Origin of the sequence: Cellulosimicrobium cellulans, from assembly GCF_024124905.1 — a bacterium.
Lineage (GTDB): Bacteria > Actinomycetota > Actinomycetes > Actinomycetales > Cellulomonadaceae > Cellulosimicrobium > Cellulosimicrobium cellulans_G.
Map to the genome: position 1 here is coordinate 770,081 of NZ_JAMXST010000002.1, position 25,679 is coordinate 795,759.

26 protein-coding genes are annotated in these 25,679 nt (G+C 74.5%); 22 read left to right on the forward strand and 4 right to left on the reverse strand.

What is annotated here, in order from left to right; translation table 11 throughout:
- The first annotated feature begins 13 nt into the window (after positions 1-13).
- The 15 genes from murG (at position 14) to NHH00_RS08495 (ending at position 15,483) form a co-directional block, all read left to right on the forward strand.
- Complete coding sequence (murG, locus tag NHH00_RS08425) at positions 14-1,168, forward strand: undecaprenyldiphospho-muramoylpentapeptide beta-N-acetylglucosaminyltransferase (RefSeq protein ID WP_253051369.1); 1,155 nt, start codon at positions 14-16, stop codon at positions 1,166-1,168.
- Positions 1,165-2,643, forward strand: a complete 1,479-nt coding sequence (gene murC / locus NHH00_RS08430) for a UDP-N-acetylmuramate--L-alanine ligase (protein ID WP_308202279.1) — start codon at positions 1,165-1,167, stop codon at positions 2,641-2,643. The genes murG and murC overlap by 4 nt, the downstream gene beginning before the upstream one ends.
- 326 nt (positions 2,644-2,969) lie before the next feature.
- A complete protein-coding gene (locus NHH00_RS08435) occupies positions 2,970-3,695 on the forward strand; it encodes a cell division protein FtsQ/DivIB (protein WP_253051370.1) in 726 nt (241 codons plus the stop codon).
- 161 nt (positions 3,696-3,856) lie between these two features.
- On the forward strand, positions 3,857-5,200 hold the full coding sequence (ftsZ, locus tag NHH00_RS08440; protein WP_253051371.1) for a cell division protein FtsZ: 1,344 nt from the start codon (positions 3,857-3,859) through the stop codon (positions 5,198-5,200).
- Between the two features lie 27 nt (positions 5,201-5,227).
- Complete coding sequence (pgeF, locus tag NHH00_RS08445; RefSeq protein ID WP_253051372.1) at positions 5,228-6,040, forward strand: peptidoglycan editing factor PgeF; 813 nt, start codon at positions 5,228-5,230, stop codon at positions 6,038-6,040.
- Between the two features lie 140 nt (positions 6,041-6,180).
- Positions 6,181-6,666: a cell division protein SepF gene (locus tag NHH00_RS08450; protein WP_047234000.1), complete on the forward strand. Its 486-nt coding sequence runs from the start codon at positions 6,181-6,183 to the stop codon at positions 6,664-6,666.
- Positions 6,667-6,823: 157 nt separating this feature from the next.
- On the forward strand, positions 6,824-7,114 hold the full coding sequence (locus tag NHH00_RS08455; RefSeq protein WP_253051373.1) for a YggT family protein: 291 nt from the start codon (positions 6,824-6,826) through the stop codon (positions 7,112-7,114).
- 226 nt (positions 7,115-7,340) lie between these two features.
- Positions 7,341-8,009 (forward strand): DivIVA domain-containing protein, encoded by a 669-nt coding sequence (locus NHH00_RS08460; RefSeq protein ID WP_253051374.1) that lies wholly within the window; start codon positions 7,341-7,343, stop codon positions 8,007-8,009.
- A gap of 134 nt (positions 8,010-8,143) precedes the next feature.
- Entirely contained in the window at positions 8,144-8,605 is a 462-nt protein-coding gene (locus NHH00_RS08465) for a TraR/DksA family transcriptional regulator (RefSeq protein ID WP_253051375.1), read from the forward strand.
- A gap of 70 nt (positions 8,606-8,675) precedes the next feature.
- Positions 8,676-9,392 carry a signal peptidase II gene (locus tag NHH00_RS08470; RefSeq protein ID WP_253051376.1) on the forward strand — a complete coding sequence of 239 codons (717 nt, stop codon included), beginning with the start codon at positions 8,676-8,678 and terminating at the stop codon, positions 9,390-9,392.
- Positions 9,389-10,321: an RluA family pseudouridine synthase gene (locus NHH00_RS08475; protein ID WP_253051377.1), complete on the forward strand. Its 933-nt coding sequence runs from the start codon at positions 9,389-9,391 to the stop codon at positions 10,319-10,321. The genes NHH00_RS08470 and NHH00_RS08475 overlap by 4 nt, the downstream gene beginning before the upstream one ends.
- Positions 10,318-10,851, forward strand: coding sequence for a GNAT family N-acetyltransferase (locus NHH00_RS08480; protein ID WP_253051378.1), 534 nt, complete (start codon positions 10,318-10,320; stop codon positions 10,849-10,851). Before NHH00_RS08475 ends, NHH00_RS08480 begins: the two co-directional genes overlap by 4 nt.
- A 122-nt stretch (positions 10,852-10,973) precedes the next feature.
- Positions 10,974-14,510 carry a DNA polymerase III subunit alpha gene (gene dnaE / locus NHH00_RS08485; protein ID WP_253051379.1) on the forward strand — a complete coding sequence of 1,179 codons (3,537 nt, stop codon included), beginning with the start codon at positions 10,974-10,976 and terminating at the stop codon, positions 14,508-14,510.
- 5 nt (positions 14,511-14,515) lie between these two features.
- A complete protein-coding gene (locus NHH00_RS08490) occupies positions 14,516-15,028 on the forward strand; it encodes an NUDIX hydrolase (protein WP_253051380.1) in 513 nt (170 codons plus the stop codon).
- Positions 15,029-15,078: 50 nt separating this feature from the next.
- Positions 15,079-15,483 carry a pyridoxamine 5'-phosphate oxidase family protein gene (locus tag NHH00_RS08495; protein WP_253051381.1) on the forward strand — a complete coding sequence of 135 codons (405 nt, stop codon included), beginning with the start codon at positions 15,079-15,081 and terminating at the stop codon, positions 15,481-15,483.
- Positions 15,484-15,490: 7 nt separating this feature from the next.
- On the opposite strand, the gene NHH00_RS08500 is transcribed toward NHH00_RS08495, so the two are convergent.
- Positions 15,491-15,727: an RNA-binding S4 domain-containing protein gene (locus NHH00_RS08500; RefSeq protein ID WP_253051382.1), complete on the reverse strand. Its 237-nt coding sequence runs from the start codon at positions 15,725-15,727 to the stop codon at positions 15,491-15,493.
- Between the two features lie 119 nt (positions 15,728-15,846).
- Here NHH00_RS08500 and hisD point away from each other — a divergent pair, with 119 nt between their 5' ends.
- Positions 15,847-17,172, forward strand: coding sequence for a histidinol dehydrogenase (gene hisD, locus NHH00_RS08505; RefSeq protein ID WP_253051383.1), 1,326 nt, complete (start codon positions 15,847-15,849; stop codon positions 17,170-17,172).
- Complete coding sequence (locus NHH00_RS08510) at positions 17,169-17,648, forward strand: GNAT family N-acetyltransferase (protein WP_253051384.1); 480 nt, start codon at positions 17,169-17,171, stop codon at positions 17,646-17,648. Before hisD ends, NHH00_RS08510 begins: the two co-directional genes overlap by 4 nt.
- A 16-nt stretch (positions 17,649-17,664) precedes the next feature.
- Here NHH00_RS08510 and NHH00_RS08515 read toward each other — a convergent pair whose 3' ends face one another.
- The 3 genes from NHH00_RS08515 to NHH00_RS08525 form a co-directional block, all read right to left on the reverse strand.
- Complete coding sequence (locus NHH00_RS08515; protein WP_253051473.1) at positions 17,665-19,929, reverse strand: RecQ family ATP-dependent DNA helicase; 2,265 nt, start codon at positions 19,927-19,929, stop codon at positions 17,665-17,667.
- A gap of 343 nt (positions 19,930-20,272) precedes the next feature.
- Complete coding sequence (gene adhP, locus NHH00_RS08520) at positions 20,273-21,304, reverse strand: alcohol dehydrogenase AdhP (RefSeq protein WP_253051385.1); 1,032 nt, start codon at positions 21,302-21,304, stop codon at positions 20,273-20,275.
- Between the two features lie 118 nt (positions 21,305-21,422).
- Positions 21,423-21,854: a hypothetical protein gene (locus NHH00_RS08525; protein WP_253051386.1), complete on the reverse strand. Its 432-nt coding sequence runs from the start codon at positions 21,852-21,854 to the stop codon at positions 21,423-21,425.
- A gap of 265 nt (positions 21,855-22,119) precedes the next feature.
- On the opposite strand from NHH00_RS08525, the gene NHH00_RS08530 reads away from it, so the two are divergent.
- The 5 genes from NHH00_RS08530 (at position 22,120) to hisH (ending at position 25,631) form a co-directional block, all read left to right on the forward strand.
- Positions 22,120-22,563, forward strand: coding sequence for a Rieske (2Fe-2S) protein (locus NHH00_RS08530; RefSeq protein ID WP_253051387.1), 444 nt, complete (start codon positions 22,120-22,122; stop codon positions 22,561-22,563).
- A gap of 122 nt (positions 22,564-22,685) precedes the next feature.
- Complete coding sequence (locus tag NHH00_RS08535; protein WP_253051388.1) at positions 22,686-23,849, forward strand: histidinol-phosphate transaminase; 1,164 nt, start codon at positions 22,686-22,688, stop codon at positions 23,847-23,849.
- Positions 23,846-24,445 (forward strand): imidazoleglycerol-phosphate dehydratase HisB, encoded by a 600-nt coding sequence (gene hisB, locus NHH00_RS08540; protein ID WP_047233989.1) that lies wholly within the window; start codon positions 23,846-23,848, stop codon positions 24,443-24,445. The genes NHH00_RS08535 and hisB overlap by 4 nt, the downstream gene beginning before the upstream one ends.
- Positions 24,442-24,957, forward strand: coding sequence for a hypothetical protein (locus NHH00_RS08545; RefSeq protein WP_253051389.1), 516 nt, complete (start codon positions 24,442-24,444; stop codon positions 24,955-24,957). Before hisB ends, NHH00_RS08545 begins: the two co-directional genes overlap by 4 nt.
- Positions 24,954-25,631, forward strand: coding sequence for an imidazole glycerol phosphate synthase subunit HisH (gene hisH, locus NHH00_RS08550; RefSeq protein ID WP_253051390.1), 678 nt, complete (start codon positions 24,954-24,956; stop codon positions 25,629-25,631). The genes NHH00_RS08545 and hisH overlap by 4 nt, the downstream gene beginning before the upstream one ends.
- Positions 25,632-25,679: the final 48 nt, after the last annotated feature.

Consider the following 25,679-nt stretch of genomic DNA (forward strand, 5'->3'; position numbering starts at 1 on the left):
GACGACGAGGTACGTGACGACGATCGGTTCGGTGGTGCTCGCAGGCGGCGGGACGGCGGGGCACGTGAACCCGCTCCTGGCGGTGGCGGACGAGCTGCGGGCGCGTGAGCCCGGCGTGGTGGTGACCGCGCTCGGGGTCGCGGGCGGGCTGGAGGACGACCTCGTCCCCGCGCGCGGCTACCCCCTGCGGCACGTGCCGCGCGTCCCCCTCCCGCGGCGGCCGAGCGCCGAGTGGGTCAACCTCCCGGGCCGCCTCAAGTCCGCGGTCGACGCCGCGGGCGCCGTCATCGACGAGACGGGCGCACGCGTCGTGGTGGGATTCGGCGGCTACGTGTCGACGCCCGCGTACCTCGCGGCGCGCCGCCGTGACGTGCCGGTCGTGATCCACGAGCAGAACGCCCGTCCCGGCCTCGCCAACCGGCTCGGTGCCCGGTGGGCCGCGCGCGTCGGGGTGACGTTCGAGGGCACGCCGCTCAAGGGCGGCGTGGTGACGGGCCTGCCGCTGCGCCGCGAGATCCAGGATCTCGTGGCCGCCCGCGCGGCCGACGCGGTGGCCGTGCGCGCGGACGCCGCGGCGCGGCTCGGGCTCGACCCGGGTCGGCGCACGCTCGTCGTCACGGGCGGGTCGCTCGGGGCGCAGAGCCTCAACGAGGCGGTCTCGGGGGCGGCCGACGCGCTCCTCGGCGCGGGCGCGCAGGTCCTCCACCTGACGGGCAAGGGGAAGGACGCGGCCGTCCGCGACGCGGCGGTGGCCGCGGTCGCCGCGCGTCCGGGCGCGCGGTACGACGTGCGCGAGTACCTCGCCGAGATGCAGCTCGCGCTCGCCGTCGCGGACCTGGTCGTGTGCCGTGCGGGCGCCGGGACCGTGGGCGAGCTCGCGGCGCTGGGCATCCCGGCCGTGTACGTCCCTCTGCCGATCGGCAACGGCGAGCAGCGGCTCAACGCCGGCCCGGTCGTCGCTGCGGGCGGCGGCCTGCTCGTCGACGACGCACAGCTCGACGCGGCCTGGGTCGCGCGCGAGGTCCCGGCGCTGCTCGGCGACCCGGGGCGCCTCGACGCGATGGCGGGCGCGGCGGCGCGGGCGGGCGTGCGCGACGGCGCGGCGCGCGTCGCCGACCTCGTCGCCGAGGCGGTCGCCGCCGCCGACGAGACCGGGACGCGCTCGTGACGACGCACGGCGACTCCGCCCCGGTCCCGCTCGACGAGCTGGGCACCGTCCACCTCGTCGGGGTCGGCGGCGCAGGCATGTCGGTGGTCGCGCGACTGCTCGCGGCGCACGGCGTCCGCGTTCAGGGCTCGGACGCGCGCGAGAGCGAGACGCTCGAGGCCCTGCGGTCCGACGGCGTGCAGGTCTGGGCGGGGCACGACGCCGCCCACGTCACGGGCGCGGACACGGTCGTGGTGTCGAGCGCGGTCCGCGCGTCGAACCCGGAGCTCGTGGCCGCGCGCGCCGCGGGACTGCGCGTGCTGCACCGCTCGCAGGCGCTCGCGTCGCTCATGGCCCACGGGCGCTCGGTCGCGGTCGCCGGCGCGCACGGCAAGACGACGACGTCCGCGATGATCGCGACGGTCCTGCGCGGCGCGGGTCTCGACCCGTCCTTCGCGATCGGCGGCACGGTGCTCACGGCGGACGGGCCCGTCGCCGGGGGGCACCTCGGGTCCGACGTCCTCGTGGCCGAGGCCGACGAGTCCGACGGCTCGTTCCTCAACTACGCGCCCGACGTCGCGGTCGTGACGAACGTGGAGCCGGACCACCTCGACCACTACGGGTCGCGCGCGGCGTTCGAGCAGGCGTTCGTCGACTTCGCGGCGCGGATCGTCCCGGGCGGGACGCTGGTCGCGTGCGCCGACGACGCCGGGGCGCGCGCGCTCGCGGCCGCCCACGCCGCGGGCGGGGGCGCGGTCGTCACCTACGGCACCGCCGCCGACGCCGACGTGCGCGCGTCGGACGTGCGCCCGACCACCGACGACGGACGCGCGGGCGTGCGCGCGGCGCTCGCGGGGGCCGTCGGGGGCGCCACGCTCGACGGGCTCGAGCTGCGGCTGCGCGTGCCCGGCCACCACAACGCGCTGAACGCCACGGCGGCCGTCGTGACGGCGGTCGTGCTCGGCGTGGACCCGGCGGCGGCCGTCGCCGCGGCGCACGGCTTCCTCGGCACGGGACGCCGGTTCGAGGCGCGCGGCGAGGCGGGCGGGGTGCGGGTCGTCGACGACTACGCGCACCACCCGACGGAGGTCGCGGCGCTGCTGGCTGCCGCGCGGCCCGTCGCCGCGGGAGGCCGGGTGCTCGTGCTCTTCCAGCCGCACCTCTACTCGCGCACGGCGACGTTCGCGCGCGAGTTCGCGCGGGCGCTGGCGGCCGCGGACGAGGTCGTGGTCACGGGGATCTACGCCGCGCGCGAGGACCCCGACCCGACCGTGGGACCGCGCACGATCACGGACCTGATGGACGCTCCCGGCGTGGTGGTGGCGGCCGTGGAGGACCGGGTCGAGGCCGCGCGCCGCGTCGCGGACGCCGCGCGGCCGGGGGACCTCGTCCTCACGGTCGGCGCCGGCGACGTGACGGAGCTGGGCGCGGTGGTCCTCGCGCGGATCGCCGAGCGGACCGCCGGCGCCGGGGCTCCCGGAGGGGGCGCGGCCTGATGCGCCCGCCACCCCGGCCCCGACCCGCCGCACCCCGACCGGACCGGTCGGGCGCGGGGGCGAGCGCCGCGCGGCCCGCGTCCCCGGCACGGTCGGGGACGCCGAAGCCGGTCACCCGGGCGCCGGCCGAGGAGACGCCCACACGGCCCGTCCGCCGCGTGACCTCCGCCGGGCGCGAGCTCGTGCCGTCGACCACCGAGCGCCCCCGGGCGAGCGGGCCCGCGACGGGTCCGCAGAGCGTCCGAGGGCGGCCGCGGGGTTCCGCGAGGACGCCGACCGCCCCGCGCGGGACGCCGACCGCCCCGGTCGGCGTGGTGTCGCACGGGATGGCCGAGCGGCTGGCCGAGCGCGACGCGATGCGCCGGCACCGCGTGCGCACGCGCGTGCTCGGGTGGGTCTCGGGTGCGCTCGTGGTGGCCGCGCTCGTGTGGGTCGCGTTCTTCTCGTCGGTGCTCGGGCTGGACCCGGAGGACGTGACGATCTCGGGAGAGGGCACGGTGATCGACCCGGCCCAGGTCGAGGCCGTGGTCGCGGAGTCCGCCGGGGTGCCGCTGCCGCGGCTCGACACGGTCGCGCTGCGCGAGCGGGTCCTGGCCCTCAACGGCGTCCGCGACGTCGAGATCCGCCGCGCCTGGCCGGCCGGGCTGACCGTGCTGCTCGAGTCGCGCGAGCCGGTGGTCGCGGTCCCGGTGGACGGCGGGTTCGCGCTGCTCGACGCGGACGGCGTGCAGGTGCGCACCGACCCCGCCGTCCCGGAGGGGCTGCCGGAGATCGACGCCCCGCTCGACGACCGTGGCGCCAAGGCGCTCGACGCGGCGCTCGTGCTCCTCAACGCGCTGCCGGCCGACCTCCACGCGCAGGTCGCCGAGGTGTCGGCCCCGACGCGCGACGCGGTCCGGATGACGCTGCGGGACGGCGTGGTGGTGGAGTGGGGGAGCGCGGAGGAGGCGGCGCTCAAGGTCCGCGTCCTGCAGACGCTGCGCGCGGTCCCCGAGAACGCGGGCGTGACGCTCTACGACGTCTCGGCACCCACGATGCCGGTGACGCGGTGAGCAGCACGGGAGCGCCGTGGACGGCGATACCCGACACGCGCGAGGCGGTCGTTGATGATGGGCACGTCGACACCTACGGTCGACCCATGAACGACCTGACATAACTATAACCCTCTAGTTGAGGGTGAAGGTTCAGGGCTGACCGATCGAGAGGCATTGACGTGGCAACTCCGCAGAACTACCTAGCAGTGATCAAGGTGGTCGGCATCGGCGGTGGGGGCGTGAACGCCGTCAACCGGATGATCGAGGTCGGCCTCAAGGGCGTCGAGTTCATCGCCATCAACACGGACGCGCAGGCGCTCCTCATGTCGGACGCCGACGTCAAGCTCGACGTCGGCCGCGAGCTGACGCGCGGGCTCGGTGCCGGCGCGGACCCCGAGGTGGGCAAGAAGGCCGCCGAGGACCACGCCGAGGAGATCGAGGACGTGCTGCGCGGCGCGGACATGGTCTTCGTCACCGCGGGCGAGGGCGGCGGCACCGGCACGGGCGGCGCGCCCGTCGTCGCGCGGATCGCTCGCTCGCTCGGCGCGCTCACCGTCGGTGTCGTGACCCGCCCGTTCACGTTCGAGGGTCGTCGTCGCTCGGTCCAGGCCGACCAGGGCATCGAGAACCTGCGCAACGAGGTCGACACCCTCATCGTCATCCCCAACGACCGCCTCCTGTCGATGTCCGACCGCAACGTCAGCGCGCTCCAGGCCTTCCACCAGGCGGACCAGGTGCTGCTCTCCGGCGTGCAGGGCATCACGGACCTCATCACGACGCCGGGCCTCATCAACCTCGACTTCGCCGACGTGAAGTCGGTCATGCAGGGGGCGGGCAGCGCCCTGATGGGCATCGGCAACGCGCGGGGCGACGACCGCGCCGTCCAGGCCGCCGAGATGGCGATCTCGTCGCCGCTCCTGGAGGCCAGCATCGACGGCGCGCACGGCGTCCTCCTGTCGATCCAGGGTGGCTCCGACCTCGGGCTCTTCGAGATCAACGAGGCGGCGCGTCTCGTCCACGAGGCCGCTCACACCGAGGCCAACATCATCTTCGGCGCGGTGATCGACGACGCGCTGGGCGACGAGGTGCGCGTCACCGTGATCGCCGCGGGCTTCGACGGTGGTGCGCCGCAGGTCCGTGGCGACGCCCGCGCGCTCGGCCAGGTGGCCGGGGCGCAGCGCCCGGCGACGAGCGCGATCCCGGCCGTCCCGGCGGCGCGCCCGGTGCCGCCGGCGCCGGCGCCGACGACGGGCGCCCACACGCTGCCCCGTCCGGTGGTGCCGATCCAGCCGGAGGCCGACGACGTGCCCGTCACGCTCGACGGCGGCTCGGGCCCGGTCCCCGTCGAGCCGTCGCCCGCCCCGACGTTCACCGTGGTCGGCTCGGGCGACGCGGCGAACCAGAACGCCGACGCCGTGCCGGGCGGCCAGAACGCGGGCGTCGAGGTGCCGCCGCGGATCTTCGACGAGGAGCCCGCGCGCCGCAAGGTCGAGGAGCTCGACGTCCCCGACTTCCTCAAGTGACCCGGTGCTGACCCGGGACCGGACCCGATGAGCACCCGACCTGCGTCCGACGGGAGGGGCGGCGTCCTCGACGCCGCCCCTCCCGTCGTGCTCGCTGTCGACCTCGGTCCCGGCGTGCGCGCCGGGTTCACGACCCGCACGGGCGGTGTCTCGCCGGCGCCCTGGGACTCGCTCAACCTCGGCCTCAACGTGACCGACGACGCGACGCGCGTCCGGAGCAACCGTGCGCGCGCGTCCGCGTGGCTCGGGGCTCCGGTCGCCTTCTCCTCCCAGGTGCACGGCACGGACGTCGTGCGGCTCGGCTCGCCGCCCCGGGACGCGGACGGTGCGCCCGTGGACTCGGTGGGCGAGGCCGACGCGATCGTCGCGACCGCCCCGGGCGTGGGGCTCGGCGTGCTCGTGGCCGACTGCGTGCCCGTCCTCCTCGCGGACGCCGACGCAGGTGTCGTCGGGGTCGCCCACGCGGGACGGCGCGGGCTCGCGCACGGCGTCGTCCCGGCGGTCCTCGAGGCGATGCGCGCGGCGGGCGCCCGGACCCGGAACGTCCGGGCCGCCGTCGGGCCGAGCGCGTGCGGCCGGTGCTACGAGGTCCCCGCGACGATGCGCGACGACGTCGCGCTCGCGCGGCCGGCCACGCGGTCCACGACGTCGTGGGGCACCCCGGCGCTCGACCTGCCGGCCGGCGTGGTGGCCGACCTCGTCGCCGCGGGGGTCGAGGACGTCGTGCACGTCGACGCGTGCACGATCGAGGACGACCGGTTCTTCTCGCACCGCCGCGCTGCGCGCGGCGGGACGACGACGGGTCGCTTCGCCGGACTGGTCACGCTCTCCGGCGCGTGACACCCCCGGCCTCGACCTCCGGGTGAGGTTGAGGACGACGGGCGTGTCGTCCCGTGATCGTCCGACGCCCTCGGTTAGCGTGAACGCACCGGTCCGACGGCCGGTGGACCGACGGATCGATCGAGGACGGAGCAAGGCCCATGGCGGGAGCGCTGCGCAAGACCATGCTGTATCTGGGCCTCGCTGATGATCGCGGCGAGGACGAGCAGGACGAGTACGTCGACGAGCTCGACGAGACGGGGGCGGACGTGTCGCACGACTACCAGGCCCAGGTGACGCCGCTGCACCGCGCGCTCGGACCGCGCGAGGTGCCGCAGACGAGCATGTCGGCCGCCGAGCTGCGCCGGATCACGACGGTCCACCCGCGGTCGTACAACGACGCGCGCGTGATCGGGGAGGCGTTCCGCGGAGGGACGCCCGTGATCATGAACCTGTCGGACATGGACGACGCGGACGCGAAGCGCCTGGTCGACTTCTCCGCCGGACTCATCTTCGGGCTCCACGGCGCCATCGAGCGTGTCACGAACAAGGTGTTCCTGCTCTCGCCCGAGCACGTGGAGATCACCGGCGAGGAGCAGGCCGCGGCGCCGGCCCCCGGGCGCGCCGGGTTCTACAACCAGAGCTGACGGCGTGCGGGGCGCGCAGCGCCCGCCGAGCACGCGCCCCGCGCACGGCGCACGGAGGGACGGACGTGGCGACACGTCCGTCCCTCTCCTGCTGTCCGCCTCGCGGCCCGCGTGTCCCGTGCCCGGCCGCGCGACGTGCGTCTGGCACAGTTGACCCGTGATCTGGGACCTCATCACAGGGATCGTCGGATTCCTGCTCTGGCTCTACCTGCTGCTGCTCATCGGTCGGCTCGTGTTCGACTGGGTGCAGTTCTTCGCGCGCGACTGGCGACCGCGAGGCGTGATGCTCGTGCTCGCCGAGGTGATCTACTCGGCGACGGACCCGCCGCTGCGCGCGCTGCGCCGTCTCATCCCGCCGCTCTCGTTGGGGCAGGTGCGCCTCGACCTGGCGTTCATCATCCTCTTCTTCGCGGTGACGATCGCGGCGCAGATCGTGTCGTCGCTCTGAGACGCACGTCACGCGGAGGTCCGCTGCGGGCGGACCACCGAGGTGTGCTACGTCCGGTTCGCCCCGACCGCGACCGGCCCGACGCCACACCGTCACGTCATCCACACGGGCGCGCGGCGCGCGAACGCACGACCGCTCCCGGCTCCCACGGGCAATCTCCGCTACTTTGGACTCTGGTGATCGCGAGGTCGCCCGGACCGACACGCAAACGCTATGAGGTGAACCGATGGCACTGCTCACTGCAGAGGACATCCTGAACAAGAAGTTCTCGGCGACGAAGTTCCGCGAGGGGTACGACGTCGAAGAGGTCGACGACTTCTTGGACGAGGTGGTGAGGACTCTCAACTCCGTGCAGGAGGAGAACGAGGACCTCAAGTCGAAGCTCGCTGCCGCGGAGCGTCGTATCGCCGAGCTCAGCCGGGCCGACGCGTCCAGCGCCGTGGTGCAGCCCGCCGTCGTCGAGGCGCCCAAGGCGCCCGAGCCGGAGCCCGCCCCGGTCGCGCCGATCTCGCAGGCCGTGGTCGCGAAGAACGGCGCTGAGCCCGAGTCGGCGACCGGCATGCTCCAGCTCGCCCAGAAGCTGCACGACGACTACGTGCGCTCGGGCCAGGAGGAGGGCGACCGGCTCATCGCGGAGGCGAAGGAGGAGGGCACGCGCATCGTGCGCGAGGCCGAGGAGACCTCGCACCGCACGCTGTCGCAGCTCGAGCAGGAGCGCTCGCTCCTCGAGCGCAAGATCGACGAGCTGCGCATCTTCGAGCGCGACTACCGCACGCGCCTCAAGAGCTACCTGCAGAACCTGCTGGGCGACCTCGACAACCGGGGCAGCGCCCTCCCGCCGCGCAGCAACGTCGGCGGGGCGAGCCGGACGAGCGACCTCGCTCCCGGCATCTAGCACCTGCGTCGACCGTCCGGCAGCGGCCGGTACGCCTCGCACCTGCGTCTTTCCGCCTCGGCGGCCCGGCGTGGTGTGTTGTGCGTACCGGCCGCTGCGTCTACTCTCGCGTGACTCGAACTTGGAGGGGCGACATGACCAAGCTCACCACCGCGGCCCGCACGGCCGTGCGCGACCGATTCCCGAACCTCGCGAAGGACGTCAAGTCCTTCCCCGTGCGCGACGGGGAGGAGCCCTGGACCCTGCGGGAGGCCGAGGAGCTCGCCGCCGAGCTCCTCGCGGAGAAGGAGCGCCTGGAGGGGGAGCTCGCCTCCGCCGACGAGGAGCTCTCGAACCTCCTGCGCCACTCCGGGGACGGGGCGGGCGACGACCAGGCGGACTCCGGCTCGAGCGCGCTGGAGCGGGAGCAGGAGCTGACCCTCGTCAACAACGTGCGCGACCTCCTCGCGCAGACGTCGCACGCGCTCGACCGCATCGCGGCGGGCACGTACGCGACCTGCGAGGAGACCGGGCTGCCGATCGGAAAGGCACGTCTCCAGGCGTTCCCGCGGGCGAACCTCTCGGTCGAGGCGAAGCAGCGCGCCGAGCGGCGCTGAGCGTCGCTCGCACGGACGGTCGGGCGGGGGCCGCGCAGAGGTCGTGGCCGACGTGGCAGACTTGCCGCCGATGTCCACCTCCGCGCTCCCCGAGCCCACCGAACCCGCCGACGCCCCCGATCCCGGCGGTGCGTCCGGCACCGAGACCGGCACTGAGACGAGCACCGAGACCAGCGTCCCGTCCGGTCCCGAGGCGGGCACCCCCGGCCGCGGACCGCGGCGCGTCCTCGTGGTCTGGACGGTCGTCCTCGCCGCACTCGTCCTGGTGCTCGACCAGCTCACCAAGTGGTGGGCGGAGTCCAGCCTCACGGTCGGCGACGACACGATCCCGCTCCTCGGGTCCCTGCTGGGGCTCCGGCTCATCTACAACCCCGGTGCGGCGCTCTCCATCGCGACGGGGATGACCTGGGTCCTGACGATCGTCGTCGTGGCCGTGGTGGTCGTCATCGTGCGCATGGTGAGCCGGATCGGCTCCCGCGCGTGGGCCGTCGCTCTCGGGCTGCTGCTCGGCGGAGCGCTGGGGAACCTCGTGGACCGGTTCTTCCGCGAGCCGGGCTTCGCCCGCGGGCACGTCGTCGACTTCATCGCCTACGCGAACTGGTTCGTGGGCAACGTCGCGGACATCGCGATCGTGACCGCCGCGGTGATGATCGCCGTGCTCTCGGTCCTCGGCATCGGGCTGGACGGGACGCGTCACGGTGGCGACGAGGCGCCCGAGCCGGACGCCGGGGCGGCGGCCGAGACCGGCCCGACGACGGTGCACGCCGAGGGCGAGGAGGAGCGGTGAGCCTGCGCTCCCTCCCGGTCCCGGACGGGCTCGCGGGCGAGCGGGTCGACGCCGGGCTGGCACGTCTCCTCGGTCTCTCCCGCACGCGGGCGGCGGAGCTCGCCGCGGACGGTGCGGTCCGCCTCGACGGCCGCGAGGTCGGCAAGTCCGACCGGCTCGTCCCGGGAGCGTGGCTCGAGGTCGACGTGCCCGACGCCGCCCCGGCGGCGGTCGAGGTCGTCGCCGAGCCCGTGCCGGGGATGGGCATCGTCTACGACGACGACGACGTCGTGGTCGTCGACAAGCCCGTGGGCGTGGCCGCGCACCCGTCGCCCGGCTGGACCGGCCCGACCGTCGTCGGCGCGCTCGCCGCCGCGGGCTACCGGATCTCCACGTCGGGCGCGGCCGAGCGTCAGGGCATCGTGCACCGGCTCGACGTCGGGACCTCGGGCCTCATGGTCGTCGCGAAGAGCGAGGTCGCGTACACGGCGCTCAAGCGTGCCTTCAAGGAGCGCACGGTCGAGAAGGTCTACCACGCGCTCGTCCAGGGGCACCCCGAGCCGACCACCGGGACGATCGACGCGCCCATCGGACGCCACCCCAGCGCCGACTGGAAGTTCGCCGTCACCGCCGAGGGCAAGCCGTCGGTCACGCACTACGAGGTCCTGGAGATGCTGCCCGCGGCGTCGCTCGTCGAGGTGCACCTCGAGACCGGGCGCACGCACCAGATCCGCGTGCACTTCTCCGCGCTGCGCCACCCGTGCGTCGGCGACCTCACCTACGGTGCCGACCCGGTGCTCGCCTCGCGCGTCGCCCTGGCACGACAGTGGCTCCACGCCGTGCGCCTCGGGTTCGAGCACCCGACGACCGGGCAGTGGCTCGAGCTGACGAGCGCGTACCCGGACGACCTCGCGCACGCGCTCGAGGTGCTGCGCGGGGCGTACGCGTGAGCTCGAGGGCAGCCGCGGGTGCCGAGACGGCCGGGGACGGTCGGCTGGTCGTCGAGCGCGTGGTCGACGACGCCGGGCTGGCCGCGGCGCACGCGCTGCGGCTCGCGGTCTTCGTCGACGAGCAGGGCGTCCCCGTCGAGGAGGAGATCGACGACCTCGACACCGCGCCGACGACGACGCACGTCCTCGTGCGCGACCGCGAGCAGGAGGACCTGGTCGTCGGGACGGGGCGGCTGCTGACCGACCCGGCGCACCCGGCCGAGGTCCACGTCGGGCGGGTCGCGGTGTCCGCGGCCGCGCGCGGCACCGGCGCGGGCACCGCGGTGATGCGCGCGCTGGAGGGGATCGCGCTCGCCGAGCACGCGACGCCGGGGACCGACGGGCGGCGCCTCGTGCGCGTCCTGCTCTCCGCCCAGGTCCAGGCGATCGGCTTCTACGAACGGCTCGGCTACACCGTCTCGGGACCCGTCTACCTCGACGCGGGGATCGACCACCGCGACGCCGCGAAGACCCTCTCGACCGACGCCTGACGCGTCGGCGACCGGCGTGCCCGACCCCTCGTCCGGGGCCCCGGCGAGGAGTGTGCGACGCAGCACACCGGAGACCGCCGACGGTGCCCGGGCGCGTGGGTGGGGCGACTTAGGATCGGTGCATGCCGACCGCCGCTGAGGACTTCGTCCACCTCCACGTCCACACCGAGTACTCGATGCTGGACGGCGCGGCGCGGATCGGGGACCTGTTCGACGAGGTCGAGCGGCTCGGGCAGAAGGCCATCGCGACCACGGACCACGGCTACGTGTTCGGGGCGTTCGAGTTCTGGTCGCGCGCGCAGGCGAAGGGCATCAAGCCGATCATCGGCGTCGAGGCGTACATCACGCCGGGGACGAGCCGGTTCGACCAGACGCGCGTGCGGTTCGGCCAGCAGGGGCAGGAGGCCGACGACGTCTCGGCGCGCGGCGCGTACACGCACATGACGCTCCTCGCCAAGGACAACGAGGGACTGCACAACCTGTTCCGGGCGTCCTCGCTGGCGTCGCTGGAGGGGCAGATGGGCAAGTGGCCCCGCATGGACCGGGACCTGCTCCAGACCTACGGCAAGGGCCTCGTCGCGACGAGCGGCTGCCCGTCGGGGGAGATCCAGACGCGCCTGCGCCTCGGCCAGTGGGACGAGGCCGTGCGGACCGCGGGCGAGCTCCAGGACGTGTTCGGCCGCGAGAACTTCTACGTCGAGCTCATGGACCACGGTCTCGACATCGAGACCCGGGTCACGCAGGACTTGCTGCGGCTCGCGGAGACGATCGGCGCGCCGCTCGTCGCGACGAACGACCTCCATTACGTCCGCGAGGAGGACGCGTCGAGCCAGGAGGCCCTGCTCGCGATCAACTCGGGGTCGACGCTCGACGACCCGGACCGGTTCAAGTTCGACGGCACCGGCTACTACGTGAAGTCGGCGGCGGAGATGCGCCGGGTGTTCGCCGAGCTGCCCGAGGCGTGCGACAACACCCTGCTCATCGCCGAGCAGTGCGAGGTGTCGTTCGACACCTCGGCGAACTACATGCCGCGGTTCCCCGTCCCCGACGGCGAGGACGAGACGAGCTGGTTCGTCAAGGAGATCGAGCGCGGGCTGCACCGGCGGTACCCGAACGGGATCCCGGACGCGTCGCGCAAGCAGGCGCAGTACGAGACCGAGGTCATCATCCAGATGGGCTTCCCGGGGTACTTCCTCGTGGTCGCCGACTTCATCAACTGGGCCAAGGAGCAGGGGATCCGGGTCGGGCCGGGCCGTGGCTCGGCGGCCGGGTCGATGGCCTCCTACCTCATGGGGATCACCGAGCTCGACCCGCTCGAGCACGGCCTGATCTTCGAGCGGTTCCTCAACCCCGAGCGCGTGTCGATGCCCGACGTCGACGTCGACTTCGACGAGCGTCGGCGCGGGGAGGTCATCCGGTACGTCACGGAGAAGTACGGGGACGACCGCGTCGCCCAGATCGTCACGTACGGCACGATCAAGGCCAAGCAGGCGCTCAAGGACTCGGCGCGCCTCCTGGGCTTCCCCTTCGCGATGGGCGAGAAGCTCACGAAGGCGATGCCGCCCGCGGTCATGGGCAAGGACATCCCGCTGTCCGGGATCTTCGACCCGAAGCACGAGCGGTACCCCGAGGCGGCGGAGTTCCGTCAGCTCCACGACACGGACCCCGAGGCGCAGCGCGTCGTCGAGCTCGCGCGCGGCATCGAGGGCCTGAAGCGGCAGTGGGGCGTGCACGCCGCGGGCGTCATCATGTCGAGCGACCCGCTCATCGACATCATCCCGATCATGCGCCGCCCGCAGGACGGCGCGGTCATCACGCAGTTCGACTACCCGACGTCCGAGGGCCTCGGGCTCATCAAGATGGACTTCCTGGGGCTGCGCAACCTCACGATCCTCGACGACGCGCTCGAGAACATCGAGATGAACGGCAAGGACCCGATCGAGATCGAGTCGCTCGCGCTCGACGACAAGGCGTCCTACGACCTGCTGGCGCGCGGTGACACCCTCGGCGTGTTCCAGCTCGACGGCGGGCCGATGCGCGCGCTGCTGCGGCAGATGAAGCCGGACAAGTTCGACGACCTCTCGGCCGTCATCGCGCTGTACCGCCCGGGCCCCATGGGCATGAACTCGCACACGAACTACGCGCTGCGCAAGAACGGCCTGCAGAAGATCGAGCCGATCCACCCGGAGCTCGAGAAGCCGCTCGCGGAGATCCTGGACGAGACCTACGGGCTCATCGTCTACCAGGAGCAGGTGCAGCGCGCCGCGCAGATCCTCGCCGGGTACTCGCTCGGCCAGGCCGACCTGCTCCGGCGCGCGATGGGCAAGAAGAAGAAGGAGATCCTCGACAAGGAGTTCGTGCCCTTCCAAGCGGGCTGCCGCGAGCGCGGGTACTCCGACGGCGCGATCCAGGCGGTCTGGGACACGCTGGTCCCGTTCGCGGGTTACGCGTTCAACAAGGCGCACTCCGCGGGCTACGGCCTCGTCGCCTACTGGACGGCCTTCCTCAAGGCGAACTACCCGACCGAGTACATGGCGGCGCTCCTGCAGAGCGTGCGGGACGACAAGGACAAGCTCGCCCTGTACCTCAACGAGTGCCGGCGCATGCACATCACGGTGCTGCCGCCCGACGTGAACGACTCCGCGGCCAAGTTCACGGCCGTCGGCAACGACATCCGCTTCGGCCTCACGGGCGTGCGCAACGTCGGCGCGAACGTCGTCGACGCGATCATCCGCACGCGCGAGGAGAAGGGCGCGTTCACGTCGTTCACCGACTTCCTCGACAAGGTGCCGGCCGTCGTCTGCAACAAGCGCACCATCGAGTCGCTCATCAAGGCGGGCGCGTTCGACTCGCTCGGTCACCCCCGGCGCGCGCTGCTCGTCGTGCACGAGCAGGCGGTCGACTCGGTCATCAGCGTCAAGCGCAAGGAGGCCGAGGGGCAGTTCGACCTGTTCGCCGACTTCGGCGGCGACGCCGAGGACGGCATGTCGTTCTCCGTCGACGTGCCCGACCTGCCGGACTGGGACAAGAAGCAGCGGCTCGCGTTCGAGCGCGAGATGCTCGGTCTCTACGTGTCCGACCACCCGCTCTCCGGCCTGGAGCACGTGCTCACACGGGCCGCGGACACCGGCATCGCGAACCTGCTCGCCGACGAGGGGCGGCCGGACGGGTCGACGGTGGTGATCGCGGGCCTGGTCACGTCGCTCCAGCGCAAGATGAGCAAGAACGGCAACCCGTGGGCGGCGGTGACCATCGAGGACCTCGAGGGTGCCGTGGAGGTCATGTTCTTCGGCGAGACCTATCTCGCCTACTCGACGATCCTCGCCGAGGACCAGGTCGTCGTGCTGCGCGGGCGGGTGCGCCGTCGCGACGACACGATGCAGCTCCAGGCGATGGAGGTGTCGCTGCCCGACATCACCGTGGGGGCGGAGTCGCCGCTCGCCGTGAAGGTGTCCCACACGCGCTGCGTGGAGCCGATCATCGTGCGGCTGCGCGAGGTGCTCGCGACGCACCCCGGCTCGGCCGAGGTCCACGTCCAGGTCCTGGAACCCGGCAAGACGACGGTCGTGCGCGCGGGGGACGGGCTGCGCGTCGAGAAGTCACCGGCGCTGTTCGGCGACCTCAAGGCCCTGCTCGGGCCGTCGTGCCTGGTCGGCTGACGCGGATGACCGAGGCGGTCGACGGTCCCGGACGCGCGTCGTGGGACGACGGCTCGGCGTCGCACCGGTTCCGGGTCGTGCCGGCGGCCTACGTGCTGCTGCGGCGCGGCGACGCGGTGCTGCTCCAGCTCCGGCAGGGCACCGGCTACCGGGACGGGTTCTGGGCCGCGGCCGCGGCCGGGCACGTCGAGGCGGGCGAGTCGGTCGTCGCGGCGGCGGTGCGCGAGGCGCGCGAGGAGCTGGGGGTCGAGATCGACCCCGCCGACCTGCGTCCGCTCACCGCCCTGCACCGCGGCGAGCCGGGCGGGCCGGCGCTCGAGCAGCGCGCCGACTTCTTCTTCGCGACCGCGGCCTGGTCCGGCGAGCCGACGCTCCAGGAGCAGGACAAGGCGGCCGACCTGCGGTGGTTCGCGCTGGACGCCCTGCCCGACCCGGTCGTCCCGCACGAGCTGCACGTCCTGCGCGCCCTGCGGGCGGGCACGGTGCCGGTGGTCATGACCTTCGGGTTCGACGCCTGACGCGCGCGGGCGCGGGGAGCGTCGGCGCCGGAACCCGTAGGCTCGACGCCGTGATGCGCCTCAACCCCGAACAGCTCGTCTTCGTCACCGAACGCCACCTGGCGACCCTCACCACGCTGCGCGCCGACGGCACGCCGCACGTCGTCCCCGTCGCCTTCACGTGGGACCCCGACGCGGGCGTGCTGCGCATCACGACGAACCGCGCGTCGGTCAAGGCCCGCAACGCGCGCCTGCCGGGCGCCGACGGGGGCGCCCCGCGTGCCGCGGTGTGCCAGGTCGAGGGCGGCCGGTGGATCACGCTCGAGGGCACGATCGAGGTCGTCGAGGACGAGGACGAGGTGGCGGACGCCGTCGCGCGCTACGCCCGTCGGTACCGCCCGCTCGACCACAACCCCGAGCGCGTCGTCCTCCGCCTCACGCCCGACAAGGTGATGGCCTCGACCTACATGGCCTGACGGTCGCTCAGGCGACGATCGCGCTCTCGGTCCCCTGGGGGTGGTCGACCGAGACGACGTCGCCACGGTGGAGCTGGCGGCCGCGGCGCGTGTCGACCTCCCCGTTGACGCGGACCTCGCCCTCCGTGACGAGCTCGCGCGCCTCGGCGCCGGACTCGGCGAGGCCGGCGAGCTTGAGGAACTGGCCGAGGCGGATCACGTCGTCGGAGATCTCGACCGGGCGGGCGTCGTCGGGGGAGCTCATGGATCCATTGTCCCCGCCCGCGGGCGCCGCCACGACCCCGTGGCGACGAGGCCGGCACCGGACGACCGGTGGACGAAACGCCTCGTCGCGGCGGCGCGCGGGCTCCTAGACTCGACCCCATGATCACCCGTATCGATCTTCGAGGACGTTCCCTGTCCGCCCGCGAGCTCGTCGAGACCCTGCCGCGCGCAGAGCTCGGCGTCGAGGACGCGGCGCATCGGGTCGCCCCGATCATCGAGGCGGTCCGGGAGCGCGGCGCGGACGCGCTGCGCGAGTACGCCGAGCGGTTCGACGGCGTGCGCCCCGAGCACCTGCGCGTCCCGGCCGACGCGCTCGCCGACGCGCTCGCGGGCCTCGACCTCGACGTCCGGTCAGGCCTGGAGGAGGCGATCCGTCGTGTGCGGCTCGTGCACGCCGCGCAGCGCCCGCAGGACTTCACGGTCGAGATCGCGCCCGGGGCGCAGGTCCGCCAGCGCTGGGTGCCGGTGCGGCGCGTCGGGCTCTACGCGCCCGGCGGCCTCGCGGTCTACCCGTCGTCGGTGGTGATGAACGTCGTCGCGGCGCAGGAGGCGGGCGTCCGCAGCCTCGCGGTCGCGTCGCCGCCCCAGAAGGAGAACGGCGGCCTGCCGCACCCGACGATCCTCGCGGCCTGCGCGCTGCTCGGGGTCGACGAGGTCTACGCGGTGGGCGGTGCGCAGGCGGTCGCGATGTTCGCCTACGGCGCCACGGGCAGCGAGCCGCAGGACGGGGGCGTGCTGTGCGAGCCGGTCGACGTCGTGACCGGTCCCGGCAACGTGTTCGTGGCCGCGGCCAAGCGGCTCGTGCGCGGCGTCGTCGGCATCGACGCGGAGGCCGGCCCCACCGAGATCGCGATCCTCGCGGACGGCACCGCCGACCCGGGCCACGTCGCGGCCGACCTCATCAGCCAGGCCGAGCACGACCCGCTCGCGGCGGCCGTCCTCGTCACGCCGTCCGTCGAGCTGGCCGCCGCGGTCGAGGCGCGCCTCGCGGACCTCGTGACGGCGACGAAGCACGCGGCGCGCGTCGCGCAGGCGCTCGCCGGTCCGCAGTCCGCGATCGTGCTCGTCGACGACCTCGAGCACGGTCTGCAGGTGGTCGACGCCTACGGCGCGGAGCACCTCGAGATCCAGGCGGACGGCGCGGCAGCGCTGGCCGAGCGGGTCACGAGCGCGGGTGCGATCTTCGTCGGCCCCTGGTCGCCCGTCTCGCTCGGCGACTACATGGCCGGGTCCAACCACGTGCTGCCGACCGGCGGCTGCGCGCACTTCTCGAGCGGCCTCGGGGTGCACAGCTACGTCAAGGCGGTCCAGGTCGTCGAGTACGACCGTGACGCTCTGGAGGAGCTGGCGGACCGGATCGTCGCCGTCGCGAACGACGAGGACCTCCCGGCCCACGGCGAGGCGGTGCGGGCGCGGTTCCTGTGACGGCCGCGCGCGAGCACCGCGTGCCGGTGCGGCGCGCGGTCCCGCGCGATGCCGACGACCTCGTCGCCCTGCGCGTGCACCTCATGCGCGCGATGGGGGAGTCGGACTCCGAGGACGGCGCCTGGCAGCGCCGGGCGAGGGAGTGGTTCGCCCGCAGGCTCGGCGCGGAGGACGTCGTCGCCTTCGTCGTCGACGCGCCCGACCAGGTCGCGGCGTGCGCCCTCGTCGAGCTGCACCGGTCGGTGCCGTCCGCGCGGAACCCGCACGGCACGACGGCGCACGTGTCGAACGTCTGCACCGTGCCCGGGGCGAGGGGCCAGGGCTACGCGCGTGCGTGCGTCGTCGCGGCCCTCGACTGGGCGCGCGCGAACGGGGCGGACTCGGTCTCCCTGCACGCCACGCCCGACGGCGAGTCCCTGTACCGCGGGCTCGGCTTCGTCGACACGACGTACACGGAGCTGCGCCTGCGGTGGTGATGCGCTCGCGGGGCCGTCAGCGGACCCCCAGGACGAAGGGGTGCACGGCGGTGGCGCCCGCCTGGCGCAGCAGGCGCGCCGCGACGGTGAGGGTCCAGCCCGACTCGGTGTAGTCGTCGACGAGGAGCACGCGGCGACCGGCGAGCCCCGCCCGCGCGGCGTCCGACAGCTCGAGGTGCAGGCGGCCGGCGACCCCCGCGAGCCGGGTCGCGGAGTTCACGTCGTGCCGGCCCGGCTCCTCGCGGCCCGGGACCGGCCCGACGGCGCCGATGAGCGGCTTGCCGAGGTAGCTCGCGAGCCCGTTCGCGAGGTGGAACGTGAGCCGCGGTCGCGTCGCCGAGCGGACCTCGACGACGCCGTCCACGAGGAGCCGGCGTCCAGCGGGAGCCGTGGTGCCGGGTTCGGCGCCCTCGCCGGGCCCGGTCTCCGCCTCCGGCGCAGCGGCGGCCTCGTAGAGCTCCGCCCAGTCGTCGAGCACCCGCGCGGCCGCGCGCCGGAGCGCGACGGGCGTGTCGCCGTCGGGTGTCCCGGGGGCGAAGAGCTCGCGCAGCGGCGCCGACCAGCCGAGCCCGTCGAGCCGCGCGACGGCCCGGCCGGTCTCCGCGAGCTCGTCCGCGCCGAGGCGCCCGCGCAGGTCGAGGCCCAGGCGGTCCATGCCGCTCGGCCACTGGCGGCGTGCCACGACCTCCACCCCGGGGCGGTCCATGTCGGCGCGGGCGGCGGCGACGGCCTCGGCGTCCGGGAGCGCGGGCAGCGTCACGCCGCCGCACGTGTCGCAGCGCCCGCAGCGCCACCCGTCCTCGAGCTCCGGGTCGTCGAGCGCGGCACGCAGGAACGCCATGCGGCACCCGTCGGTCGCCTCGTAGTCGAGCATCGCCTGCTGCTCGGCGGTGCGCGTGGCGTCGACTCGCTCGTACCGCTCCGCGTCGTACGTCCACGGCCGCCCCGTGGCCTCCCAGCCGCCCTTGACGCGCCGGACGGCGCCGTCGACGTCGAGCACCTTGAGCATGCCCTCGAGGCGCGAGCGCTTGAGGTCGACCTGCGTCTCGAGCTGCGCGACCGACTGGGTCCCTCCGGTGCTCAGGGCGTCGAGCGTCGCGCGGACCTGGGACTGCGGCGGGAACGCGGTCGAGGCGAACCACTCCCAGATGCGCCGGTCCTCCTCGCCGGGCAGCAGCACGACGACGGCGGAGTCCACGCCGCGGCCCGCACGCCCGACCTGCTGGTAGTAGGCGATGGGCGAGCTCGGCGCACCGAGGTGGACGACGAACGCGAGGTCGGGCTTGTCGAAGCCCATCCCGAGTGCCGAGGTCGCCACGAGCGCCTTGACCCGGTTCTCCTTGAGGTCCTCCTCCAGGCGCTCGCGCTCGGCCGGGTCGGTCTGGCCCGTGTACGAGGCGACGGCGAGCCCCGCCGCGCGGAGCTGGCTCGCGACCTGCTCGGCCGCGGAGACGGTGAGGCAGTAGACGATGCCCGACCCGTCGACGTCCTGCAGCGCCTCGACGAGCCACGCGACGCGCGTGGGCTGGTCGGGTAGGCGCAGGACGGCGAGGTGCAGCGACTCGCGGTCCAGCCCGCCGCGCAGGACGAGCACGTCCTCGTGGCCCGCCTCGCCGGCTCCGGCGGCCGCGCCGGACGCGTGCGCCGCGGTCACGCCGAGCTGCTCGGCGACGTCCGCCGTCACGCGCGCGTTCGCCGTCGCCGTCGTCGCGAGCACGGGGATGCCGGGCGGCAGGTCGGCGAGGAGCGTGCGGATGCGGCGGTAGTCGGGCCGGAAGTCGTGGCCCCAGTCCGAGATGCAGTGCGCCTCGTCGATGACGACGAGGCCGGCGTCGGCCGCGAGCCGGGGGAGCACCTCGTCGCGGAAGCCCGGGTTGTTGAGCCGCTCGGGCGAGCAGAGCAGCACGTCGACCTCGCCGGCGGCGATGGCCCGGTGCACGTCGTCCCACTCGGTGACGTTGGCGGAGTTGATGGTGACGGCCTTGATGCCCGCCCGCGCCGCGGCCGAGATCTGGTCGCGCATGAGCGCCAGGAGCGGGGAGACGATGACGGTCGGCCCGGCGCCGCGGTCGCGCAGCAGACGCGTGGCCACGAAGTACACCGCGGACTTGCCCCACCCGGTGCGCTGCACGACGAGCGCACGACGCCGGAACGCCACGAGCGCCTCGATCGCGCGCCATTGGTCCTCGCGCAGCGCCGCGTCGTCGCGCCCCACGAGCGCGCGCAGCGCCGTCTCGGCGTCCTCGCGCAGCGACTGGCCGTCGAGCAGGCCCCGCAGCATGGCGAGCTTGGCCCGCTTGGCGGCCTCCCCGCCGTCGGGCGCGGGGGAGGACGCACGGGTCGGGAGGTCGGTGCCGTCCGGTACCGCCACGCGCGGCGCCGGCGCCGGGTCCGGGCCTGGCCCCGACGGCGCGGCCTCCGCCCAGGGGTCGCCGTACGGGTCGGCGGGCTCGTCGAGCGGCGGCGCGTCGGCCGGGTCGAAGGGCAGGTCGGCGTACGGGTCGGTGGGGCTCACCCGCACGATCGTAGGCGCACCCGCCGACCCTCGGGTCGTCGTGCACAGGCCGCGGCCCGCGGACCCCGGGGACGGGGTCGCGGGCCGCGGGAGCCGAGCGCGTGGGACGTCAGGAGCGCATGTCCATGACCACGCGACCGTCGATCCTGCCCTCCTCCATCTCGGAGAAGATCGCGTTGATGTCGTCGAGCGGGCGCACCGTGTACGTCGGGCTGATCTTCCCGCGGGCGAAGAAGTCGAGCGCCTCCGCCATGTCCTTGCGCGTCCCGACGATCGACCCGCGCACGGTCAGCCCGAAGAGGACGGTCGTGAAGATGTCGAGGGGGAATTTCTCCGGCGGGAGCCCGACGAGCGAGACCGTGCCGCCGCGGCGCAGCGCTCCCACGGCCTGCGGGAACGCGTGCGCGTTGACGGCGGTGACCAGCGCGCCGTGGACGCCGCCGCCCGTCTGCTCCTGGATCTCGGCGGCGGCGTCGGGCGACGTCGCGGCGTCGACCGTGACCTCCGCGCCGTGCTTGCGCGCGAGGGCGAGCTTCTCGTCGTCCACGTCCACCGCGGCGACGCGGCGGCCCATCGCGACGGCGTACTGCACCGCGATGTGCCCGAGCCCACCGATCCCGGAGACCAGCACCCACTCGCCGGGCTGGGTGTCCGTGACCTTGAGGCCCTTGTAGACGGTGACGCCCGCGCACAGGATCGGCCCCACGGCGGACAGGTCGACCCCGTCCGGGACCACCGGGCAGTAGCGCGAGTCGACGAGCATGTACTGGCCGAACGAGCCGTCGACCGAGTAGCCGCCGTTCTTCTGGTGCGGGCACAGCGTCTCCCAGCCCGTCTCGCAGTACTCGCACTCGCCGCACGCGCTCCAGAGCCAGGCGTTGCCGACCGTGTCGCCGTCCCGGACGCGGGTCACCTGGTCGCCCACCGCGACGACCGTGCCGACGCCCTCGTGGCCGGGCACGAACGGGGGCGAGGGCTTGACCGGCCAGTCGCCGTGCGCGGCGTGCAGGTCGGTGTGGCACACGCCGGTGTAGTCGACCTTGACGAGGGCCTCGTGCGGTCCGGGGGTGGGGACCTCGACCTCGTCGACGCGCAGCGGGTCCGTGAAGGAGTGGACGACGGCGGCACGCATGGTGGGCATGACGATCACCTCGGATCCTCGGGGAGAGTGGCGGCCGGACCGTGCCGGCGGTCCTGCCTCGTCCTCGACGCTACGCGCGCCGGGGAGGGCCGGCGCGGTGAGCGGCGGTATCGACGACTCAGGGCCGTGCGGCTCGTGACCTTCGCCTCTCCACGACGAGGGCGAGAGTCCCCGCCACCACGACGACCCACTCGCTCACCGCGGCGAGCACCTGCTGCGTCCCGCCCACCGTCTCGTTCACGCCGAAGAACCCCACGGTCGTCGACAGGTAGAACGCGGCGAGGGTGAGCGCCCCGAACCCGACCGCGCCGAGGAGCGGGAGCCAGTGCCGCCACACGAGCACGAAGAGGCCGAGGACCAGTCCCGCGACCGCGTTGAGCGCGAAGAGGGGGCCGACGACGTCGATGTCGCGGTACCCCTCGACGAACAGGGCGAGGTGGACGTCGGCCGAGAGCAGCAGCCCGGCGGCGGTCAGGCCGCGCAGGACCCACGCGCCGAGCGCGCGGCCCTCCCGGATGGGCGGCGTGGGCGGCCCCGTGGTCACGGACATCGTCGTCTCCTCCGCTCGTGGGCGGTCGGGGCGCGGGCCCGCGCGCCCCGGTGCTTCAATGGAACCGCCGCCGACGTCGTCTCGCGCGCCGGGCGGCCGGGGCGGGTCGAGGGGTCCGCCGTGCAGGCACCGTGCAGGGAGGCCGGACATGGACGCACCGCACCGCGCGGACGCCGCGCACGGCGCCGGACCCGACCGGAGCACGAGGGCTCCGGCCCGTGGCCCGGACCGGGGTTCGGCCCCGCGGCCGCGTGTCCCCCACGCGGTGACGCCGACGCGGCGCGTCGTCCTCGCCGGGTCCGGCGCGGGCGCCGCGCTCGCCCTCCTCGCCGCGTGCGGCGGCGAGCCGTCGGGGACGCAGGACGGGGCGACGAGCGGCGACGACGGCTCCGGCGGGGGCGAGGCCGTCGTCGAGCCCGGACAGGCGCTCGCCAGCACCGACGACGTCCCGGTCGGCGGGGCGCTCGCGGTCACCGTCGCGGGGGCCCCGCTCCTCGTCACGCAGCCCGAGGAAGGGACGTTCGCGGCCTTCAGCGCGATCTGCACCCACCAGGGCTGCACGGTCGCGCCCGGGGACGGCGAGCTCCTGTGCCCGTGCCACGCGTCCCGCTACGACCTCGCGACCGGCGCCGTGCTCGGCGGGCCGGCACCCGCGCCCCTGCCCGAGGTGCCCGTGACGGTCGACGGCGGCGAGGTCACGTCCGCCTGACGTGGCGGCCGGGGACCGCGCGCCGGGCGCGAGGTCGGCGCGAGCCCGGCCACGACCAGCGCCGCTGCCCGCGTGCCGGACGTCACGGACGTCGGTGGGCGCCCGGTTCGTAGACTGTCCGGGTGACCCCACCCTCCGTCGCGGGACGGCCCCTGCTCCCGCTGCGCCCCGAGCTCGCCGGCGTCGAGCCGTACGGCGCGCCGCAGCTCGACGTCCCGGTCCTGCTCAACGTCAACGAGAACCCGCACGCGCCGAGCGAGGCCGTCGTCGCGACGATCACGCAGGCCGTGCGCGACGCCGCCGCCGGGCTCAACCGCTACCCCGACCGCGACTTCCTCGGGCTGCGCGCCGACCTCGCGGCGTACCTGGGCGCGGAGTCCGGCGTCGCGCTGGGCGCCGAGCAGCTCTGGGCGGCCAACGGGTCGAACGAGATCATGCTCCACGTGCTGCAGGCGTTCGGCGGCCCGGGCCGCACCGCGGTGTCGTTCGCGCCCACGTACTCGATGTACCCGGAGTACGCGCGCGACACCCACACGGCGTGGGTCGTCGGGCGCCGCGCCGAGGACTTCACGCTCGATCCGGAGCACGCGCGCGAGGTGGTCGCGCGCGAGCAGCCGTCCGTTGTCCTGCTCGCGAGCCCCAACAACCCGACCGGGACCGCGCTGCCCGCGGCGACCGTCGAGGCGGTGTGCGAGGCGGCGCTCGCGGTCCGCGTGCCGCTCGCCGACGGGCGCGAGGCGCCGGCCGTCGTCGTCGTCGACGAGGCGTACGGCGAGTTCCGCCGCGCCGGCACGCCCTCCGCGCTCGAGCTGCTCGACCGGTACCCGAACCTCGCCGTGACGCGCACGATGTCCAAGGCGTTCGCGCTCGCGGGCGCCCGCGTGGGCTACCTCGCGGCGTCGCGCGAGCTCGTCGACGCGCTGCGCGTGGTCCGGCTCCCGTACCACCTGTCCGCCGTGACCCAGGCGGTCGCGCGCGCGGCCCTGTCGCACTCGGCGGAGCTGCTCGCGCAGGTCTCGGCCCTGCGCGAGCGGCGCGACGAGACCGTCGCGTGGCTGCGCTCGCTGCGGCACCCGGACGGGCGCGCGCTCGCGGTCGCGGAGTCCGACGCGAACTTCGTCCTCTTCGGCACGTTCGACGACCGGCACGCGGTCTGGGCGGGCCTGTTGGAGCGGGGCGTGCTCATCCGGGAGACTGGTCCCGACGGCTGGCTGCGGGTGTCGATCGGCACCGGCGAGGAGATGCGGGCCTTCCGACAGGCCCTCGTGGAGGTGGCAGGACTGTGAAGCGCACCGCGCGCATCGAGCGCGCGACGTCCGAGTCGAGCGTGCTCGTCGAGCTCGACCTCGACGGCACGGGACGGACGGAGATCTCGACGACCGTCCCGTTCTACGACCACATGCTCACGGCGCTGGGCAAGCACTCGCTCATCGACCTCAAGGTGGTCGCGACGGGCGACACGCACATCGACGCGCACCACACCGTCGAGGACGTGGCGATCACGATCGGCGAGGCGCTGCGCGTCGCGCTCGGGGACAAGGCCGGCATCGGCCGCTTCGGCGACGCCACCGTTCCCCTCGATGAGGCGCTCGCGCTCGCCGTCGTGGACGTGTCCGGACGCCCGTACCTCGTCCACTCGGGCGAGCCGGAGGGCCAGGAGTACCACCTCATCGGCGGGCACTTCACGGGGTCGCTCACGCGCCACGTGCTCGAGTCGATCGCGCACCACGCGGGCATCTGCATCCACGTGCGCGTCCTCGCCGGTCGCGACCCGCACCACATCGTCGAGGCGCAGTTCAAGGCCCTCGCCCGCGCCCTGCGCGCCGCGGTCGCTCCCGACCCGCGCGTCGAGGGCGTCCCGTCCACCAAGGGGGCCCTGTGAGCACGCACGACGACGACGCGCTCGACGGCGTCGAGATCCCGGACGACCTCTCGTCCCTCACGGGTCCTTCCGCGGCGCCCGACCTCGTCGCGCTCATCACGCAGATCGCCGGGGCCGAGCCGCTCGCCGCGGCGTGCTCGCTCGCCCAGGTCGAGGCCGACGTCGTGCCGACCGACGTGGGCGCCGTCGCGGTGCTCCGCGACACGGCCGGTGACGCGCCCGCGCACGCCGCCGCCGCGCTGACCACCCTGGTCAAGGGCGTGCCGCTCGTGCTCGTGGCGCGCAGCGGCGAACAGCTCACGATGACGCGCTGGACCGACGGCGCCCCGGGCGACCAGCTCGCGCCGGGCCTCGTGCTCGGCGGCGCGCCCGAGGCGCTCGAGGACCTGCTCACCGGCACGACGACGCTCGCCGACCAGGCCGGCGTCGTCGCGAGCTCGTCGATCTCGCGCTGGAAGGCGATGCGGCTGCTCACGTCCGCCGCGCGCCGGGCCCGGAAGAGCGGCGCATGAGCGAGCCGGTCGTCGGTGAGGCGTCGGGCGTGCGGCGCCCGTCCGTCGTCGTCCTCGACTACGGGTTCGGCAACGTCCGCTCGGCCGTGCGTGCGCTCGAGCGCGTCGGCGCGGACGTCGAGCTCACCGCGGACCGTGCCGCGGCCCAGGACGCCGACGGGCTCGTCGTCCCCGGCGTCGGCGCGTTCGCCGCGGTCATGGCGGGCCTGCGCGGCGTCCGCGGCGACGAGATCGTCGGACGGCGGCTCGCCGGCGGGCGCCCCGTGCTCGGCATCTGCGTGGGCATGCAGGTCATGTTCGACCGGGGCGACGAGCACGGCACCTTGACCGACGGGCTGGGGGAGTGGGCCGGTCTCGTCGACCGGCTCGAGGCGGAGGTCGTGCCCCACATGGGCTGGGACACGGTCGACGTGCCCGCGGGCAGCGTGCTGTTCCGCGGCGTCGAGGACGAGCGCTTCTACTTCGTCCACTCCTACGCCGCCCGGTCCTTCACGACGGGCCAGGACCTGCCCGCCGACTCGCCGATCCGGCGACCGCTCGTCACGTGGTCCGACCACGGCGGGAGGTTCGTCGCCGCCGTGGAGAACGGGCCGCTGTCCGCCACGCAGTTCCACCCCGAGAAGTCCGGCGACGCGGGCGCGACCCTGCTCGAGAACTGGGTCCGCTCGCTCTGACCGACCGCGCGCCGGGTGCACCTCGCCCGGCGCGCACCACCCGGCGCG

Excerpts from the sequence above, each read along its gene's own strand:
- NHH00_RS08515 (WP_253051473.1), bottom strand. The coding sequence starts at position 19,929 with ATGCTGCGGGGCCTGCTCGACGGCCAGTCGCTGCGCGAGGACGCCGAG.
- NHH00_RS08435 (WP_253051370.1), top strand. The coding sequence starts at position 2,970 with ATGGCCGAGCGGCTGGCCGAGCGCGACGCGATGCGCCGGCACCGCGTG.
- NHH00_RS08490 (WP_253051380.1), top strand. The coding sequence starts at position 14,516 with ATGACCGAGGCGGTCGACGGTCCCGGACGCGCGTCGTGGGACGACGGC.
- pgeF (WP_253051372.1), top strand. The coding sequence starts at position 5,228 with ATGAGCACCCGACCTGCGTCCGACGGGAGGGGCGGCGTCCTCGACGCC.
- adhP (WP_253051385.1), bottom strand. The coding sequence starts at position 21,304 with ATGCCCACCATGCGTGCCGCCGTCGTCCACTCCTTCACGGACCCGCTG.
- hisH (WP_253051390.1), top strand. The coding sequence starts at position 24,954 with ATGAGCGAGCCGGTCGTCGGTGAGGCGTCGGGCGTGCGGCGCCCGTCC.
- NHH00_RS08500 (WP_253051382.1), bottom strand. The coding sequence starts at position 15,727 with ATGAGCTCCCCCGACGACGCCCGCCCGGTCGAGATCTCCGACGACGTG.
- NHH00_RS08450 (WP_047234000.1), top strand. The coding sequence starts at position 6,181 with ATGGCGGGAGCGCTGCGCAAGACCATGCTGTATCTGGGCCTCGCTGAT.
- NHH00_RS08525 (WP_253051386.1), bottom strand. The coding sequence starts at position 21,854 with ATGTCCGTGACCACGGGGCCGCCCACGCCGCCCATCCGGGAGGGCCGC.
- hisD (WP_253051383.1), top strand. The coding sequence starts at position 15,847 with ATGATCACCCGTATCGATCTTCGAGGACGTTCCCTGTCCGCCCGCGAG.
- NHH00_RS08465 (WP_253051375.1), top strand. The coding sequence starts at position 8,144 with ATGACCAAGCTCACCACCGCGGCCCGCACGGCCGTGCGCGACCGATTC.
- dnaE (WP_253051379.1), top strand. The coding sequence starts at position 10,974 with ATGCCGACCGCCGCTGAGGACTTCGTCCACCTCCACGTCCACACCGAG.
- NHH00_RS08460 (WP_253051374.1), top strand. The coding sequence starts at position 7,341 with ATGGCACTGCTCACTGCAGAGGACATCCTGAACAAGAAGTTCTCGGCG.
- NHH00_RS08470 (WP_253051376.1), top strand. The coding sequence starts at position 8,676 with ATGTCCACCTCCGCGCTCCCCGAGCCCACCGAACCCGCCGACGCCCCC.